General features: G+C 73.6%; 11 protein-coding genes. 5 read left to right on the forward strand and 6 right to left on the reverse strand.

Features of this window, described 5'->3' with window-relative positions:
* The 3 genes from J2N69_RS05005 to J2N69_RS05015 all read right to left on the reverse strand — a co-directional run bounded on the left by J2N69_RS05005 (position 1) and on the right by J2N69_RS05015 (position 3,911).
* On the reverse strand, positions 1-378 hold the full coding sequence (locus J2N69_RS05005) for a DUF742 domain-containing protein (RefSeq protein ID WP_230899656.1): 378 nt from the start codon (positions 376-378) through the stop codon (positions 1-3).
* A 156-nt stretch (positions 379-534) separates the two neighbouring features.
* On the reverse strand, positions 535-975 hold the full coding sequence (locus J2N69_RS05010) for a roadblock/LC7 domain-containing protein (RefSeq protein WP_230899657.1): 441 nt from the start codon (positions 973-975) through the stop codon (positions 535-537).
* Positions 972-3,911: a sensor histidine kinase gene (locus J2N69_RS05015; RefSeq protein WP_230899658.1), complete on the reverse strand. Its 2,940-nt coding sequence runs from the start codon at positions 3,909-3,911 to the stop codon at positions 972-974. Before J2N69_RS05015 ends, J2N69_RS05010 begins: the two co-directional genes overlap by 4 nt.
* Before the next feature lie 456 nt (positions 3,912-4,367).
* Here J2N69_RS05015 and J2N69_RS05020 point away from each other — a divergent pair, with 456 nt between their 5' ends.
* Positions 4,368-4,880, forward strand: a complete 513-nt coding sequence (locus J2N69_RS05020; protein ID WP_230904585.1) for a hypothetical protein — start codon at positions 4,368-4,370, stop codon at positions 4,878-4,880.
* Between the two features lie 56 nt (positions 4,881-4,936).
* On the opposite strand, the gene J2N69_RS05025 is transcribed toward J2N69_RS05020, so the two are convergent.
* Both J2N69_RS05025 and J2N69_RS05030 read right to left on the reverse strand, forming a co-directional pair.
* On the reverse strand, positions 4,937-6,268 hold the full coding sequence (locus tag J2N69_RS05025) for an NAD(P)/FAD-dependent oxidoreductase (protein ID WP_230899659.1): 1,332 nt from the start codon (positions 6,266-6,268) through the stop codon (positions 4,937-4,939).
* 92 nt (positions 6,269-6,360) lie between these two features.
* Positions 6,361-6,693 (reverse strand): bifunctional 3-phenylpropionate/cinnamic acid dioxygenase ferredoxin subunit, encoded by a 333-nt coding sequence (locus J2N69_RS05030; RefSeq protein ID WP_230899660.1) that lies wholly within the window; start codon positions 6,691-6,693, stop codon positions 6,361-6,363.
* A gap of 189 nt (positions 6,694-6,882) precedes the next feature.
* Here J2N69_RS05030 and J2N69_RS05035 point away from each other — a divergent pair, with 189 nt between their 5' ends.
* From J2N69_RS05035 to J2N69_RS05050, 4 genes are all read left to right on the forward strand, one after another.
* A complete protein-coding gene (locus tag J2N69_RS05035) occupies positions 6,883-7,713 on the forward strand; it encodes an IclR family transcriptional regulator (RefSeq protein WP_230899661.1) in 831 nt (276 codons plus the stop codon).
* Positions 7,714-7,991: 278 nt separating this feature from the next.
* On the forward strand, positions 7,992-9,077 hold the full coding sequence (locus tag J2N69_RS05040; RefSeq protein ID WP_230899662.1) for an S-(hydroxymethyl)mycothiol dehydrogenase: 1,086 nt from the start codon (positions 7,992-7,994) through the stop codon (positions 9,075-9,077).
* Complete coding sequence (locus J2N69_RS05045; RefSeq protein ID WP_230899663.1) at positions 9,074-11,539, forward strand: GcvT family protein; 2,466 nt, start codon at positions 9,074-9,076, stop codon at positions 11,537-11,539. The genes J2N69_RS05040 and J2N69_RS05045 overlap by 4 nt, the downstream gene beginning before the upstream one ends.
* A 46-nt stretch (positions 11,540-11,585) precedes the next feature.
* Positions 11,586-12,713 carry an aromatic ring-hydroxylating oxygenase subunit alpha gene (locus J2N69_RS05050; RefSeq protein ID WP_230899664.1) on the forward strand — a complete coding sequence of 376 codons (1,128 nt, stop codon included), beginning with the start codon at positions 11,586-11,588 and terminating at the stop codon, positions 12,711-12,713.
* Here J2N69_RS05050 and J2N69_RS05055 read toward each other — a convergent pair.
* Entirely contained in the window at positions 12,706-17,352 is a 4,647-nt protein-coding gene (locus J2N69_RS05055; RefSeq protein WP_230899665.1) for a hypothetical protein, read from the reverse strand. The genes J2N69_RS05050 and J2N69_RS05055 overlap by 8 nt on opposite strands.
* Between the last annotated feature and the right edge of the window lie 59 nt (positions 17,353-17,411).

A 17,411-nucleotide genomic window follows, 5' to 3' on the forward strand; every position in this document is an offset into this window, starting at 1 on the left:
TCAGAGCGCCCGGAGGCCGCTGATCACGTCGCGCAGAATACTCTCGTCCGGCAGCTCGGCAGGGGGAACGGGGCGGGTCACGTGCACCAGTTCGTCGGCCACGAGGTCCCCTATGAGAACGCGGATCACACCGATGGGCAGATCGAGTTCGGCCGCCAGTTCGGCGACCGACTGCGGCGCGTCACGACAGAGTTCGACGATGTCCACGTGCTCGGGCGACAGCGTCTGGTCCGCCTCCGGGTCGCCGTCGGCCCACTCCTCGGCGATGACGAGCGCGATCAGGTCGAGGCGGTGCTGGGCGGGGCTCGTGGTGCGGCCGCGCGTCATGGCGTACGGGCGCACCACGGGGCCGGCCTCGTCGTCGAACCAGCGAGGCACCCGCTGCGACTCCGGCGTCCCCCGCGCCGCGGCCGAGCCCGGTAAGCCCCGCAGTGCCGGTGCCCGCCGCGTCCGTTGCGCGCCGGGTGTCCACTGCGTTCCCTGTGTTCTCTGCGTGCTCTGTGTCCCTCGACCGTCGTCGCTCATGACCTCCCACTACCCTCCCGCGGGCAGGTCCGTGCGCGGCGCCGTCCCCAGATGCACACCCACCCTCTTGACCAGCAGCGTCATCTCGTACGCCACCAGGCCGACATCGGAGTCCGCTTCCGCGAGGACGGCGAGGCAGCTGCCGTCGCCCGCGGCGGTGACGAAGAGGAACGCGTCGTCGAGCTCGACCACGGTCTGGCGGACCTTGCCCGCCTCGAAGTGGCGCCCCACTCCCTTGGCGAGACTGTGGAACCCGGAGGCGACGGCGGCGAGGTGCTCGCTGTCCTCCCTCGTCAGGTTCTTGGACACGCCCGTGGGCAGGCCGTCTCCGGAGAGCACGAGCGCCTTGCGGATGCCGGCGACGCGCTGCACCAGGTCGTCGAGGAGCCAGTTGAGCTCACCCGGCCCCCCGGTCGTGGCGGTGCGTGTGTCGGCCTTCGGTGCGGTCATCGACCGTTCCCCTCCGATGTCGTTCCTGGTGCTGTGCCGTCCATGGCGTCGTCGCCGGCGGCGTTCTCGTCGCGGCCGCGCTGCCAGCCCCGCTGGAGCGAGGCCATGCGGCTGCGTACCTCGTCCGCGTCGCGCTCCTCCGGCCGGGTCTCGGCACGCTCGGAGCGATGGTCGGGGCCGTCCTTCAACTGCGGGGCGAGACTGGCTTGCCGGACTCGGCGGGGCAGTCCGCCCAGGGCGTTGGTGGTGCTCCGGTCCCGGTCGGCGTCCGCGAAGGGTGCCGGGGCGGGGCGGGGCCTGGTCTCGGCCTCTGCCGGGGTGGTGCGGTGCTGGGTGGTGCGGTCCGGGGCTGCGCGGTCCGGGATGGTGCGGTCCGGGGCGGCGCCGCCCTGTGGGCCGGTGCGGCGGGTGCGCCGGGGGAGGTCGGTTGCCGCGTCAGCGGTGACGTCCCGGTGCGGCGGGGACAGGTCGGGCCAGGCGGACTGCGGCCGGGGCCGCGAGGGCTCCGGAGTCATGTCCTCCGGCGCCGGGGCGAGCGGCCTGCCCTCCGGCCTGCCGTGTGTGACGGGGCGGCCGTGCGAGCTGACCAGCTTCGGGGCCCTGCGGCGCGGCAGCGGCACGGGGTCGCCGGGTCGGGTGTCCTCGGCGGGGTCGTCGTCGAGGCGGGGCCGCGGGATGTCGTGGCGGGGCTGCCCGGCGTCGCGGCGGGTGGGCTGGGCGCGCCCGGCCTGCCGGTCGTCTCGGGTGTGCTGGTGCTGCTCGCCCGGGGCGCCGGGGGCCCGTCGGCGGGGGCGGAAGAGGTCGCCGCGCTCGCTGTCGTCGTCGCCGAGTGCGCCGGGGAAGCCGTCGAGGTCCGCCATGCCGACGGGTGCCTCCAGCTCCACGGGGCCGTCGAGCAGGGAGGCGGGCAGGCCGGGCAGGTGCACGGGGACCTGCGCCAGGGCCGCCGCGCGGTCCGCCGCCTTGTCGGTGCCCGCCGCGGGCTCCTTGGCCTGCGGCCGGTCGAGCCGGAAGCCGACGCCTCCGGTGTCGGGGACGTCGTCGGTGAGCAGGGCCTCGGGGATGAAGATGACGGCCGTCGTACCGCCGTACGGGGAGGGTTGCAGGGAGACGCGGACCCGCTGGCGCTGAGCGAGCCTGCTGACGACGAAGAGGCCGAGCCGGTCGGTATCCGACAGCTCGAACTCGGGGGTCTCCGCGAGGCGGAGGTTGGCGTCCAGCAGGGCGTCGGGGGCCATGCCGAGCCCTCGGTCGTGGATCTCCAGGGTGAAGCCGTTGGCGACGTGCTCGCCGAGGACCTGGACGGCGGTGTGCGGGGGCGAGAACACCGTGGCGTTCTCCAGGAGTTCGGCCATCAGGTGCGTGAGGTCGGCGACGGCCGGGCCGGTGACCGCGATGCGCGGCAGGCGGCGCACTTCGATGCGTTCGTAGTCCTCCACCTCGGCGACGGCGGCGCGTACGACGTCCATGAGTTGGACGGGCTTGCGCCACTGCCGGGACGGGGCGGCCCCGGAGAGGATCACGAGCCCCTCGGCGTGCCGGCGCATGCGGGTGGTCAGGTGGTCGAGGCGGAAGAGGTCGGCGAGTTCGTCGGTGTCCTCGGTCCTGCGCTCCATGGTGTCCAGGAGGGTGAGCTGCTTGTGCAGCAGGACCTGGCTGCGGCGGGCGAGGTTGACGAAGACCTCGGAGACGCCGCGCCGCAGGTCGGCCTGTTTGACGGTGGCCTCGATCGCGGCGCGCTGGAGGGTGTTGAGCGCTTGGCCGACCTGCCCGATCTCGTCCTTGTCGTACGTCAGCCGGGGCGCCTCGGTCTCCACGTCGACCTGTTCGCCGGCCGCCAGGCGGCGCAGCACGCCCGGCAGCCGGACTCCGGAGGCCTCGTGGGCCTCCAGCCGCAGGCGGCGCAGGTCGCGGATGAGGCCGCGCCCGATCCGTACGGACAGGAAGACCGAGACCAGCAGCGCGACGAGGCCGAGGACACCGGCCAGGACGACGCGCACGATCACGCCGACGGCGGCGGGCTCGGCGCGGTCCCGGAAGCGGTCGCCCGCCTCGACGTCCCGCTCGGCGAGGTCCTTCAAGGCCCGGCCCGCGGCGGCGTCCCAGTGTGCGGAGGTCACTGCGCGCGGGGTGCCGGGCGCGGACTCGATGACGTCGTTCTCCGCCTTGCGCAGCTGCGTGGTCTCGGCGCCGTTCCAGTAGCGCTCGTAGCGGCCGCGGTCGTCCTCGGGAAGCGGCGCGAGGTTCACTTCGTACAGAAGGGAGCGCTGCGCCCTGAGTTCGGCGATCTGCCGGATCTCGGACCGGGTCACGCGCCGCGCGACGAGCGCGGAGCCGAGCAGCGCGTCCTCGCGGGCGAGCAGTTCACGCGCGCGTGCCACACCGACGAGCGCGCGGCCCTGCTGGTCGAGGCTGATGTCGTCGAGGGAGCCGAAGCCGTTGAGGGTGGTGAGCAGGCCGAAGCAGGGGTCGATCAGCTTGGTGTACATCTTCAGGGCGCCGGCTCGGGTGATCGTGCCCTCTTCGACGGTGCGGCGCAGCGAGTCGATGCCGTCGAAGGCGTCGAGGAGCGAGGTGAGCCGCTTGCGTGCACTCTCGTCGATGCTGTCGCGTACGTCCGCGTCCTCGGCGTTCGTACGGACCTTGGCGATCATGTCGTCGGTCGCTTCCCGGCTGCGGCGCAGGGCCGCGAGGGCATGGGAGGCGCGCGGGTCGGCGAGGTGGACGAGGGTCTGGCGGCGCTCCTGCTGGACGACGCGGACCGTGTCCTCGATCGGATAGCCGAGTTTGTCGACGACATTGGCCGTGTCGAGCAGGGTGCTCGCCTCGCGGCCGGTGATGACGGTGGCGAAGCCCCAGATGGCGGTCAGGGAAACCAGCGGCACGAGCAGCAGCGCCACGATCTTCCGGCGGATGGACTTCCCGCGAAAGCGCATGGCCTCCCCCAGATCGGCCCCCTGCGGCCGTTGCACGGGCCAGGGGCACACATGTGCGTCAACAAACGGCGCGAGCCTACTACTGACCTTCGAGCAACTCGACGGCACATTCGAGCACTTTTCGGCCGTGACGCGAAAGAGACGTCCGCAGTTGTCCCTCCATTACGGGAGATTGCGTCCCAGCCTGTGGCACCCCTCACCGGGGTTCATCGGCCGTCATACGTACGCCAGTTGGCCGGAACTATTCGCTTCACGGAACCGGAACGGGAATCTTTCCGATCTCTCGTTCGTCGACCAGGGAGAGACGGTGAAGAGCCCTCGGGGCGAGGGTGGGGCCGCGGGGCAGGCGGCATATAGAGCGGTAAACCGGGCAGCAGCCACAGGTGAGTTAGGTCGATGGGTGTCCCCGGAAGGTGTTCGTGAACGGCCGCGAGGCAGCGGGGGAGTGACGGGATGATGGGCACGGCAGAGCGCCACAGGGCGTCGGCGTCAGGCAGTGGTGGGACCGGGAGGACCGCGGCGCGCGGAGCCGCCCCGCGGGAGCAGGAGGGTCGGCGCCCGGCGCCCCGGCCGCCCCTGTGGGTCGAGGAACCCGCCCGCAGGAGGAGGCTCCCCGATCCGGTCCGGACGGCGGCGGTGCGGGCCGTGATCCTGGTGGCGGTGACCCTCGTGCAGGCGATGGTCGCCTTCCTCACCGCCCTCGCTGGGTCCTGGCTCTCCTTCCCCATGGTGCTGAGCAGCGTGGCGAGCACGATCGTGGCCACCTGGGGCGTGCTCGACGTGTGGGTGACCCGGCAGGTGTGGAAGCAGCGGCACGGGGTCGTGTCGACGCCGAGCAGCACGGCGCGAGAGCTGCGGCGGGAGCGGCGCAGGGCCCGGCGTCAGGCCAGGGCCGCGGCGCGCGGCAAGATAGGTATACGTACGCGGGTACGAAGGCGCGGTGGCGCGGGTCAGCTGTCGCACTCCTGAGGTGGGCGGCCTCTCCGGAGGAGGCCTCTCCGGAGGGTGCCTCTCTGGAGGAGGCCTCACCGGACGTCGTTGCAGGGCTTGCGCGCGGCGCGGTTCTCGCGCTCCCGCCCCCGGGCAGCGGGAGGCTGCGCGGGCTCCAGAGGTTCGGTGCTCGCTTGAGCCCCGGTAGCCTCCTCGACCTCGGCGGCCTTGGCGGCTGCGGCGGTCTCTGCGGTCTCGGCGGCCGCAAGTTGCCTGCGGGCCTTCATGCACGGGCGGAGGCGATCCACCGCGAGGGCGGCTGTCCTGCGCCCGGCACGCTCGTAGACGGCGAGGAATCCGCCCTCCCCCACGGCCTCCGGGGAGCCCTCCACGATGCGTACGGTGTCGCCGTCGCGGCGCCGTCCGGCGAACTGGATACGGGAGCCGTACTGATCCGACCAGAAGTACGGCAGTGGGCGGACCGTCTCGACCCTGTGCCCGGCGAGCAAGTTCCGTACGACCACCCGGGGTTGCTCGGTGGCGCTCGTCCAGTGCTCGGCGCGGATGCCGCCGGAGCGGGCCACGTCACCCACGGCGACGACCTGCGGCAGTGCGGTGACGCAGCCGTCGTCGCACAGCACGCCGTCGTCCAGGGCGAGAGGCGAGCCCGCGAGCCAGCCGGTGTTGGGCGTGGCCCCGATCCCGACGACGACCACGTCCGCGGGCAGCAGGCGCCCGTCGGACAGTTCCACGGCGGTAACGGCGCCCCCGGAGAAGGCTGTCGGTGCGTCGCCCCGGAGTGCGGCGACACCGGCCCGGGTCAGCAGCCGCGCCCCGCCACGCGCGTGCAGCGCTGCGCACACGGTGGCCATCGCGGTCCCCAGATGGGCGGCGAGCGGCAGTGGCGCGGCCTCGACGACCGTGACGTCATGCCCGAGGGCCACGCACGAGGACGCGGTCTCGGCGCCGATGAAGCCGCCGCCGATCACGACCACGCGCCGTGGGCCACCGACCAGTTCGGCCCGCAGTGCGCGGGCGTCGTCCAGCGTGCGCAGGGTGTGGACGCCCGTGAGCGCGGGGCCCGGGAGGCGCCGCGCGGATGCTCCGGTGGCGATGACCACGCCGTCGCTCGCCAGGGTGCGGCCGTCGTCGAGGACGACCGCGCGGCCACGCGTGTCGAGCGCTCGCGCGCGCGTGCCGAGGACCCACTCCGCGCCCAGTTCAGCCGTCTCCTCCGGGTCGGCCAGGGTGAGCCGGTCCTCGACGCCGCCTCCGGTGAGGAACTCCTTGGACAGGGGCGGCCGGTCGTACGGTGGATGGGGCTCGGCTCCGACGACGAACAGGCGCCCGTCGAACCCCTGGGCACGCAGTTCCCGCGCCGCGTACAGTCCGGCGAGCGAGGCCCCGACCACGGTGACGGTCCTCATGCGGCCCGCGGTCGCAGTCCTCATACGGCTCGCGATTGCAGTCCCCCGCACACTCGCGGTCGCGGCCCTCACGCCGTGTGCGGTCACAGCGGTCATGCGGCGGAACCGTCCCGCGCTTCCTCCGTGCCGGCAAGACGCACGTGGACGACGCCGTCCTCGACGTACACCTGGTGGGTACGGACGGGCCTGCGCGCGGGCAGGCAGGTGGGGCGCCCGGTCCGGAGATCGAAGGAGGCGGCGTGGAGCGGGCATTCGACCGAACAGCCCTCCAGCCAGCCCTCGGACAAGGAGGCGTCCTGATGGCTGCATGTGTCGTCGATGGCGAACAGCTCACCGTCGGCGTTGAACACCGCGACGGGCGGCGTGGTGTCGAGGCGGACGGACTCGCCCGCGGGGAGGTCTTCGAGGCGGCATACGGGAATCATGGGCCCCCTCTGATGTCGTTAGGCCCGGCCCTCGACCCCTTCTGGGGCCAGGACCCTTCGATAACATGACGTTTCGCATGGCGCACGAGGGAGCGCTCTGCGCAACAGAATCCGGTCGGGGTGCCCGTCGCGTCAAGGGCTTCCCGAAGACGCGGCCGCGACAGGCCGCCAGGTGGTGAGAGTCGAGTGATGACCGGCACGCGGAAACAGGCTGATCAGAACAGTGGGCCGAGCGGCGAGCCACGCGAGAGGCAGTCCAGGACAGCCGCCGGGTCCGTCCAGTCCGTGGACCGCGCGGTGAGCGTCCTGGAGATCCTCGCGCGGCACAGCGAGGCCGGAGTGACCGAGATCGCCGATGAGTTGGGCGTGCACAAGTCGACGGCGTTCCGGCTCCTCGGGGTGCTGGAGAACCGTGGTCTGGTCGGCCAGGCCAAGGACCGGGGGAAGTACTTCCTGGGTGCGGGCGTACTCCGCCTCGCGGGGGCGGCGGCAGTGCGCATGGACATCTCCCAGGAGGGCGGCCCGGTCTGCCGCGAACTCGCGGACGAGGTGGGCGAGACCGTCAACATCGCGGTCCTGGACGAGGACGCGGCGGTCAACATCATGCAGGCGCGCGGCCCGGCCTCGGTGACCGCGCAGAACTGGCTCGGCCGCCGCACGCCGCTGCACGCCACGTCCAGCGGCAAGGTGCTCCTCGCGCACCTGCCGACGACCCTGCGGGAGGGGCTGCTCGCGCGCACGCTGCCCCGCCTCACCGAGCACACGGTGACCGGCACGGTGGCGCTGCGCGGCGAGCTGGAGGCCGTCGTGGGGCAGGGCTTCGCCGTCGCCGTCGAGGAGTTGGAGGTGGGCCTCGCGGCCGTCGCCGCGCCGGTGCGGGCGCACGACGGGAAGGTGATCGGGGCGCTCAGCGCGTCGGGGCCGGTGTACCGGCTGACCGAGGACCGCCTGACCGAGCTGTCCAAACGCACGGTCGCGGCGGCCGTGGAGCTCTCACGGCGCATGGGGTACGGCTTCTGACCGACAGCCACGCGCGCCCCACCCGGGGCACACCGTGGGCGGGACCAGGGACCAGGGACCAGGGACAGGGAGCAAGGCCCTGGTCCCGCCCACACGCGTATCGGCCATGTTCCGGCGCGCCTCGGCTGTTTTGCACGGGGTTCACCACTCCCCCTTGACGGCCTCTTGATGGCGTTCCCACTATGTCTCTCATAGCGCAACCGAACGTGCACTACGCAACAGCTTCAGCTCCAGCTTCAGCACCGTCATGCCGTGCGTGAGAGCAGAGGAGGCTGGCCGTGGCCCATGAGGTCCGTGCCGTCGTCGCCGTCAAGAAGGGCGCACCCGTGGAGGTGCGGACGATCGTCGTGCCCGACCCCGGCCCCGGAGAGGTTCTCGTCTCCGTGCAGGCCTGCGGGGTCTGCCACACGGATCTGCACTACCGGGAGGGCGCGATCAACGACGACTTCCCGTTCCTGCTCGGCCACGAGGCGGCCGGGACCGTCGAGGCGGTCGGCGCGGACGTCACCGGCCTCGTCCCCGGCGACTATGTGGTGATCGCCTGGCGCGCACCCTGTGGGGCCTGCCGTTCCTGTCTGCGCGGGCGTCCCTGGTACTGCTTCGACTCGCGCGACGCCGACCAGCCGATGGCCCTCCTCGACGGCACACCGCTGAGCCCCGCGCTCGGCATCGGCGCCTTCGCGGAGAAGACACTGGTCGCCGCCGGCCAGGCGGTGAAGGTCGATCCGGCGGCACGCCCCGAGGCCGTGTGCCTGATCGGCTGCGGCGTGATGGCCGGGTACGGGGCGGCCGTGAACACCGGCGGGGTGGGCCGTGGCGACACCGTCGCCGTGATCGGCTGCGGCGGTGTCGGCGACGCCGCGATCGCCGGGGCGTCCCTGGCCGGGGCCCGCCGCGTCATCGCGGTCGACATCGACGACGCCAAGCTGGACGGCGCCGCCCGGTTCGGCGCGACGCACACCGTCAACGCCCGCGGAACCGACCCCGTGGAGGCCGTGCGCGAGCTGACCGGCGGGCACGGCGTCGACGTCGCGATCGACGCGGTCGGCACCCCGTCGACGTACAAACAGGCGTTCTACATGCGTGATCACGCGGGTGTCCTCGTCCAGGTGGGGGTGCCCGATCCGGAGATGACGGTCGATCTGCCACTGATCGACGTCTTCTCGCGCGGGGGTGCCCTCAAGTCGTCGTGGTACGGCGACTGTCTGCCCACCCGGGACTTCCCGCTCCTCGTCGACCAGTACCTCAGCCGCCGTCTCGACCTGGGCGGCTTCGTCTCGGAGAAGATCACCCTGGAGCAGGTGGAGGAGGCCTTCGCGAGCATGCGGCGCGGTGAGGTGCTGCGCTCGGTGGTGGTCCTGTGAGCCGCCCCGACGCGTCCGCGGCGGTCCGGGCGACGGCCCGGCCGCGCGTCGTCGTCATCGGCGCCGGGATCGTCGGCTGCTCGCTCGCCGACGAGCTGACCGCCCGTGGCTGGACCGACGTCACCGTGCTCGACCAGGGGCCGCTGCCCGCGCCGGGCGGCTCCACGTCGCACGCGCCGGGGCTGGTCTTCGCCACCGGGCCCTCCAGGACGCTGACCGCGTTCGCGAAGTACACCGTGGAGAAGTTCGGCTCGCTGGAGGTCGACGGGCTCTCCTGCTTCCACCCGGTCGGCGGCCTGGAGTTGGCGACCACACCCGAGCGCTGGGCCGACCTGCACCGCAAAGCCGGTTTCGCCGCCTCCTGGGGCGTACGGGCCGAACTCGTCGGCCCCGAGCGGTGCAAGGAGCTGTGGCCGCTGGTGGACGAGGCGCGGGTGCTCGGCGGTCTGTACACGCCCGAGGACGGCCTGGCCCGGGCCGTGCCCGCCTGCCGGGCGCAGAGGGAACGGGCACGCGCGCGTGGAGCACGTTTTCTGGACCGGCACACCGTGACCGGCTTCGAGCGGGACGGCGACCGTGTGACGGCCGTCGTCACCGACCGCGGCACCTTCCCCGCCGACCACGTGGTCTCGGCGGCCGGCTTCTGGGGCCCGGTGATCGGGCGGATGGCCGGCGTTGACGTACCCCTGCTGCCGCTCGCACACCAGTACGCGAAGACGAGTTCGCTGCCCGAGCTGGCAGGAGTCGACGACCCGCGCACCGACGCGTCGCGGCCCATCCTGCGCTTCCAGGACCGTGACCTGTACTTCCGTGAACACACCGACCGCATCGGCATCGGCTCCTACGCCCATCGGCCGCTGCCTGTCGATCCGTTCACCGTGCCCGCGTACGACGACGCCGAGGAGATGCCGTCGTCGTACCCCTTCACCGAGGAGGACTTCGCGCCCAGCTGGGAGGAGTGCCGGTGGCTGATGCCCGCCCTCAGGACGGCGGAGATCGAGGAGGGCTTCAACGGCGTCTTCTCCTTCACCCCGGACGGCATGCCGCTGCTCGGCCCGTCGCCGACGCTGCGCGGGTTCTGGCTGGCCGAAGCCGTGTGGGTCACGCACTCCGCGGGCGTCGCCAAGGCGGTCGCCGAGTGGATGATCGACGGCCGGCCCTCGCTCGACCTGCACGAATGCGAGCTGACGCGGTTCGAGGACGCCCAGCGCTCCCCCGCGTACGTCGCCGAGCGCGGCGCACAGCAGTTCATCGAGGTCTATGACGTCATCCACCCACTCCAGCCCCCGGCCGAGCCGCGTCCCCTACGGGTCAGCCCTTTCCACGCCCGCCAGCAGGAGCTGGGCGCGGTCTTCCTGGAGGGCGGCGGCTGGGAGCGCCCGCACTGGTACGAGGCGAACGCGCCGCTGGCCAAGGGCATCGAGGTGCCCCCGCGCGACGCCTGGGCGGCCCGCCACTGGTCGCCGATCGCGGCGGCGGAGGCCCGCGCCACCCGCGAGGGCGTCGCCCTCCACGACATGACGACGTTGCGCCGCCTGGAGGTCGCGGGCCCGGGCTCGCTCGCCTTCCTCCAGCGCATGACCAGCAACAACCTCGCCAAGAAGCCCGGTTCCGTCACGTACACCCTGCTGCTCGACGAGGCGGGTGGCATCCGTTCCGACCTGACCGTGGCGCGGCTGGCCCCCGACCGCTTCCAGGTGGGGGCCAACTCCCCCGCCGACCTGGACTGGCTGCTGCGGCACGCCCCGGCGGACGTGCACCTCAGGGACATCACCTCGGGGACGTGCTGTGTCGGCGTCTGGGGCCCGCTGGCCCGCGCGCTCGTCCAGCCGCTCACCCACGACGACTTCTCGCACGAGGCGTTCGGCTACTTCAAGGCCAAGGAGACGTACATCGGGCACGTCCCGGTGACGGCGATGCGCCTGAGCTACGTCGGCGAACTGGGCTGGGAGCTGTACACCACCGCCGATCTGGGGCTGCGCCTGTGGGACACGTTGTGGGAGGCGGGACGGGCGCACGGCGTGATCGCGGCGGGGCGCTCGGCCTTCAACAGCCTGCGGCTGGAGAAGGGGTACCGCGCCTGGGGCCATGACATGACCACCGAACACAACCCCTACGAGGCGGGTGTCGGCTTCGCGGTCCGCATGAACAAGGGCGACTTCGTGGGGCGTTCGGCGCTCGAAGGGCTCGGGGCGCCGACCCGCAGGCTCACCGCCCTCCTCCTGGACGACCCGGCCGCCGTCGTCCTCGGCAAGGAGCCCGTGTACGTCGACGGCGCCCCCGCCGGGTACGTCACCAGCGCCTCGTACGGCTACACGCTGGGCCGCTGCGTCGCGTACGCCTGGCTGCCGCCGCTGAAGACGGGCACGGGCGTCCATGTGGAGTACTTCGGCGAGAAGGTGCCGGCGACGGTCGCCGAGGAGCCGCTTTTCGACCCGGAGATGACCCGCATCCGCCGCTGACCGCTCCCGGAGGCAGCCGCCCCGCCCGTTGGAGGAGTACGCCACCGTGACGACGACCCCGCACTCCCCGGCCCCGAGCCTCATCGCGACGCTTCCCGGCCGCTACTACACCGACCCGGAGATCTTCCGGCAGGAGCAGGAACGCATCTTCGAGGCCCTCTGGTGCTGCGCCGTGCGCGCCGCCGACCTCGACGCGCCGGGCGCCTTCCGGACCGTCCAGGTCGGCCGGGAGAGCGTGCTGGTCACCCGCTCCCGCGGCGGGGAGCTGCGCGCCTTCCTCAACGTCTGCCGGCACCGCGGCGCCCGGCTGTGCACTCAGGAGTCCGGGCAGGTTCGCCGCGCCCTCCAGTGCCCGTACCACGCGTGGACGTACGACCTCGACGGCAAGCTCGTCGCCGCGCCCAACCTGGTGAGGATGCCGGACGTGGACCGCTCCGCGTACGGGCTGGTGAAGGTCGCCCTGCGGGAGTGGCTCGGCTACGCCTGGGTCTGCCTGGCCGACGAACCGCCCTCCTTCGAGGAGACCGTGATCGGCGCCGCGGTCGAACGCCTGGGCGACGCGGCGTCGATCGAGCGGTACGGCACCGAGCGGCTCGCCCTCGGCAAGCGGATCACGTACGACGTACGCGCCAACTGGAAGCTGATCGTCGAGAACTTCATGGAGTGCTACCACTGCGCGACGATCCACCCCGAACTGACGGATGTGCTGCCGGAGTTCACTGAGGGATACGCCGCGCAGTACTACGTCGGGCACGGCGCCGCGTTCGGGGAGGACGTCGGCGGCTTCACGGTCGACGGCAGCGCGGGCTTCGGCCGCCTCCCCGAGGTCGCGGACCACCAGGACCGCCGCTACTACGCGATCACCGTGAAACCGACCGCGTTCGTCAACCTCGTGCCCGACCATGTGATCCTGCACCGGATGTTCCCGGTGGCCGAGGACCGCACGGTCGTCGAGTGCGACTGGCTGTACGCGCCCGACGTCGTCGCGTCCGGCGCCGACCTGTCGAAGTCCGTGGAACTCTTCCACCGGGTCAACGTCCAGGACTTCGCGGCCTGCGAGCGCACCCAGCCCGCGATGGCGTCACGCGCCTACCGCGCGGGCGGGGTGCTGGTGCCGACCGAACACCACATCGGGCTCTTCCATGAGTGGCTCACCAAAACGCTCGCTACGTAGTGGCACGCTCCGGGGTGGCCGTCGGGCGCTTGTACATCCGGGTCGCCGTGATCTGCCCGTGCACTGTCTCGCCGTCGGGGTCCTCGGGGTCGCGCTGCGGCAGCCCCGGACGCAGGTGTTCCTCGACGCTGATGTACTTCAGGCCCGCCCGCAGGTCCGCGTCGTTGCGCAACCGGATGACCAGCGGGAACTCCGCGAGTGCCGTCGTGTCGAACAGGCCGGTCGTGTAGAGCAGCTGCACGCCGAGCGCGTCGGAGACGGCCCGCTGGAGCTCCAGGAGGTATGTCGCGTTGGCACGGCCGATGGGGTTGTCCAGGAAGAGCGTGCCCGCGTGGCGGTGCTTGTCGCGGCCCCGGTCGTTGCTGCGGAGGGCGGCCATCGTGCAGTACAGGGCGATGGCGGCGGTGAGCAGCTGGCCTCCGGAGAACACGTCGCCCATCTGCCCGACCGGCACGCGCTCGGCGCGCAGCACGGCGTCCGGCTTGAGGATCTCGACGGCGACGCCGCGCGGCTCCAGGGCGGCCTGGACGCCGCGCAGCAGCAGGGACATGCCGTCGCGCCGCATGTCGGAGTTCTTCTTCACCGCCGCGCGCGTGGCCTCGTCGATGACCTCGCCGAGGCGCTCCACCAGGGTGGCCTGGTCGGGCTCCTCGAAGCGGACCCGCAGGAACTCCTGGCCCGACCACTCCCCCAGCCCCTCGGGCAGGCGGGACAGGCGCTGGGCGGACCTGAGCGTCGCGAGGGCCGACTCCACGAGGCCGCGCAGCCGGTCGACGATGCTGTCGCGGTTGCGCTCCAGCTGCTCCAGCTCGTCGGTCAGGACGCGCAGCCGGGGCGCGAAGGCGTCGGCCCACTTCTTCGCGTGCTCGGGCAGCGCGGAGGCGGGCAGTTCGCGGATCTGCTGGCGGGCGGGGGTGCGGACCTGTTCGTAGCGGGTCGAGTTCGCGTGGCGTACGAGTATGTCGCAGGCCTCGCGGACGGCCGCCTCGGCGGCGGACAGGTCGGCGGCGCAGCCGCGCAGGGAGCGGCGGGTCTCGGCGGCGGCCTGGCGGGCCTCTTCGAGGGTGCCGGGGTAGGGCTCGGGCTCCTCTTCGGGGTCTTCCTGGTGTTCGCGCAGGAGGTCGCTCAGGAGGGCGGCCGTCTCGTCGAAGCCGCCCGCCGCGTCCTCCGTGGCGCGGTGGGTCCGGAGCAGCGCGGCGTGCGCCTCCTTGGCGCGGCTCAACGCCTCGGTGCGGGCCGCCAGTTCGCCGGTGGCGGTGCGCAGCAGGGCCTGGGCCTGCTCGGCGTCGGCGGGGACCAGCTCTTCGGGCAGCTCGGTGTGGGCCTCGCCGTCCTCGGGGGCGTGCCGCTCGGCCTCGCCGCGCAGTCGGCCCAGCTGCTCGCTGGCGGTGGCGGCGCGGGCCTCGATGAGCTGGACCTGGGCCTCCGCGCGCGCGGCGGCGGCCTGCCGGGAGGGCCCGTCGGAGCCGTCGGTGCCTTCAAGGAGGAGGGCGGCGCGGGTGCGGACCTTGTTGCTGAGCCGGTCCAGCTCGGCGAGGGCCGCGCTCTCGTCGCTCTCGGCGCGGGCCTGCTCGGCCCGCAGGTCGGCGCCGACGCCCACCTTTTCGTAGAGCTGGGAGGCCGCGCGGTAGGCCTCGCGGAGGGCGGGCAGCGACGTCTTCGGGACCTCGGTGTCCTCGGGGACGTCCTCGGGGGCGCCGGCGATCTCGGCGCGCTCGGCGCGCAGCGCGCGGGCGGTGCGGCGGGCGTCGTCGGCGGCGCGCTGGGCGGCGCGGCGGTCCTCGTCGGCGGCGCGGGCGCGGTCCAGGCAGGTCTGGGCGCGGGCCTCGTACTCGACGGCGTCGTCGGCCAGTTCGCGCAGCTTGGCCTGCCAGCCGGCCCGCTCGCGGAGCCGGTAGGCGAGGCCCGCGAGGGCGTCGGCGGCGCGCCGGGCGCGCTGGGCGGCTTCCTGGCGCTCGTCCCGCACGCGTGCCGCCTCGGCTGCGGCCTCGTCGGCCTCGGCGCGGGCGGTGCGGGCCTCGGCCAGCTCCGCCTCGGCCTCTTCGGCGAAGGCGCGTGCTTCCTGGGCGGCGGTGGCGAGTTCGGCGAGGCGGCCGGTGGGGCAGCCGGTGCGCCAGGACGCCAGGCGCGCGGCCAGCTCGCGGTCCTTGGCGAGGCGGACGGCGAGCGCGCGGATCTCCTCGTCCCGCTGGGCGGCCCGCGCGCGCAGCGCTTGGCGCTCCTCGTCGGCGGCGTGCTCGTCGTGCATGGCCGGGTTCGGCGGTACGAGAAATACGCTGCCGGCACCGCTGTCCGTGGCCTGCTCGCCGGGGGTGGGGGCGAGGAGGGCGGCGGCGGTGCCCACGGCGACGGCGGAGCGGGGCAGTAGGGCGGCGTCCGCGAGGGCTTCGCGGGCACGCGCGTGGGTGTCCGGGTCGGTGATGACCACGCCGTCGACCAGCTCGGGGCGGGCGGCGAGCACCCGCGCGTGGTCGGCGGGGTCGACGGCCTGGGCGAGGTAGCGCCAGCCGGGCAGGGCGGGGATGCCGTGCTCGCCGAGGAACTCGACGGTGGCGAGGACGTCGGGGCCGGGCGGGAGCAGCCCGCCGTCACCGAGGGCGCCGAGGATGCGGGAGTCGTCGGCGGCGGCGGTGCGCAGGTCGAAGAGCTGGCGCTCGGCGGAGGCGACGCTGTCGTCGAGGAGGGCGCGCAGGTCGTCGGCGGAACGGTCCAGCTCCTCCACGGAGAGGGCGCCGCCCGCCGTGGCTGTGTCCGCGTTCTCGGCGCTGCGCGGCTGCGGGACGGCGCTCCTGCCGGTGGGCAGGCTCAGCAGCTCGGCGAGCCGCTCCTCCCCCGCGATGGACTCGGCGGCGCGGCGCTCCGCGTGATGGGCGGCCTCGGCGGCGGTCGCGGCGTCGGACGCGCGGGCGGCGGTCAGCTCGGCGCGGGCCTCGGCGGCGGCCGCCTCCTTGGCGTGGTCGGCGGCGCGGCGGGCGGCCTCGCGCGCGGTGTCCCAGGCGGCGACGGTGGTCTTCTCGGCGTCGCTCGCGGCGAGGGCGGCGCGGGCCGGGTCGGCGTCGGGGGCGGTGTCGTCGAGCCAGCCCGCGCGGACGGCCTCGGCGGTCTCCTGCTCGACCTCGGCGAGGCGCTGCTTCAGGTGTCCCGCCTCGCTGCGGGCGCGCTGGGCCTCGGTGGCGGCGGCGGTGGCGTCGCGGTGCGCGGTCTCGCCGGTCTCCTGAAGGGCGGCGGAGCGCTCCTCCTCCTCGTTCGCGAGGTTCTCGGCGCCCTCGGCCGCGGTGTGCAGGGCGCGGACGAGGTCGGCCGCGGCCTTCGCGCGGGCGGCGAGTGCGGGCGCGGCGTCCCGCTCGGCCTCCCGGATCGCGGCGGCCACGCGCGCGGAGCGGTCGGCGGCCGCGCGGTGGCGCAGGACGGCTTCGGCGGCCTGCCACGCGGCGTGCAGCGTGCGCGCGTCGGCCAGCTCGCGGCGCTGGGCGGCGGCGGCCTTCTCGGCGACGGTGAGCGCCAAGGAGGCGTGGCGGTAGGCCAGTTCGGCGGAGATCAGGGCGCTCTTGCCGCGCGCCTGCTCGGCCTCGGTGACGGTGTGCGCGGCGGCGGTGACCTGCTCGGCCAGCATCGCGGCGCGGCCCCGCTCCTCGACGGCGCGGGCGGAGAGGCGGCGGGCCAGGGTGCGCGTGCGGCGCTCGGCGCCCGCGTGCACGTCACGCGCGCGTGCCCGCGTCTCGGCGGCGTCGACGATGCGCCCGAGCAGGTCGACGGAGCCCGCGGTGAAGTCCCGCTCGGCCATCAGCTCGGCTCGTCGGCCCAGCTTGTTGCCGAAGCCGTGGACGAGGTCGGCGAGGCCGTCCGTGTCACGGGTGTCGGTGACGGCGCGCAGCAGCAGGTCGGTGAAGTCGGAGTCCTTCTTGACGGCGAAGAGGCCCGCGGCCTCACCCTCGTCGGCGTTCATCTCGCGCTGGTAGCGGAAGAGTTCGGGGTCCAGGCCCAGGTCGCCGAGGTGTTCGTTCCAGCGGTCGTGGATCTCCTCCCAGTGCACTTCGAGGTGAGGGTACGCCTTGCCCGCCTCGGTCAGCGCGTCACGGAAGCCCTTCATGGTGCGCCGCCGCCCCTGCGCGCCCGAGGCGCCCTCCGCGGAGGGCCGCACGGCGGTGGACTCGGCGACCGGCAGCGAGTCCAGGCTCAGACCGGGCCCGGGCCGGAAGGAGTACCAGGCCTCGGCGAATTTGCGCGGGTCGTTCGAGACCTGCCGACCCCGCCATTCGCTGACCTTGCCGACAACGACGCACTCACCGGTCAGGGTGTGCTGCCACTCCAGGGCGACGTGGCCGCAGTCGTCGGCGAGCAGGAACTTGCGCAGCACGCCGGAGCTGGCGCCGCCGAGGGTGTTCCGGTGGCCCGGCAGCATCACCGAGAAGATGAGCTTGAGCAGTACGGACTTGCCGCCGCCGTTCTCCAGGAACAGCACACCGGCGGGGGCGGGGCGGCGCGGCGGGCCGACCGGCTCCTCCTCGAAGAACTCCGCCTGGGTGGGCGCGGGGTCGGGCACCTCGGCGCCCACGCCGCGCAGGTCGAGCACGGTGTCGGCGTAGCGCGCGCCGGCCGGACCGATGGAGTAGAGGCGGACCCGGGACAGCTCGTACATGGCGGCGGACTCTCGTCGTAAGTCGTGGGAAACAGCGGGAAGGCGGGGGAGCAGGGCCT

Source organism: Streptomyces huasconensis, from assembly GCF_021028635.1.
GTDB lineage: Bacteria > Actinomycetota > Actinomycetes > Streptomycetales > Streptomycetaceae > Streptomyces > Streptomyces huasconensis.

What these genes read in the sequence shown, in the direction of transcription:
- J2N69_RS05025 (WP_230899659.1), bottom strand. Translation starts at nt 6,268, where the DNA reads ATGAGGACCGTCACCGTGGTCGGGGCCTCGCTCGCCGGACTGTACGCG.
- J2N69_RS05055 (WP_230899665.1), bottom strand. Translation starts at nt 17,352, where the DNA reads ATGTACGAGCTGTCCCGGGTCCGCCTCTACTCCATCGGTCCGGCCGGC.
- J2N69_RS05035 (WP_230899661.1), top strand. Translation starts at nt 6,883, where the DNA reads ATGACCGGCACGCGGAAACAGGCTGATCAGAACAGTGGGCCGAGCGGC.
- J2N69_RS05010 (WP_230899657.1), bottom strand. Translation starts at nt 975, where the DNA reads ATGACCGCACCGAAGGCCGACACACGCACCGCCACGACCGGGGGGCCG.
- J2N69_RS05030 (WP_230899660.1), bottom strand. Translation starts at nt 6,693, where the DNA reads ATGATTCCCGTATGCCGCCTCGAAGACCTCCCCGCGGGCGAGTCCGTC.
- J2N69_RS05015 (WP_230899658.1), bottom strand. Translation starts at nt 3,911, where the DNA reads ATGCGCTTTCGCGGGAAGTCCATCCGCCGGAAGATCGTGGCGCTGCTG.
- J2N69_RS05020 (WP_230904585.1), top strand. Translation starts at nt 4,368, where the DNA reads ATGGGCACGGCAGAGCGCCACAGGGCGTCGGCGTCAGGCAGTGGTGGG.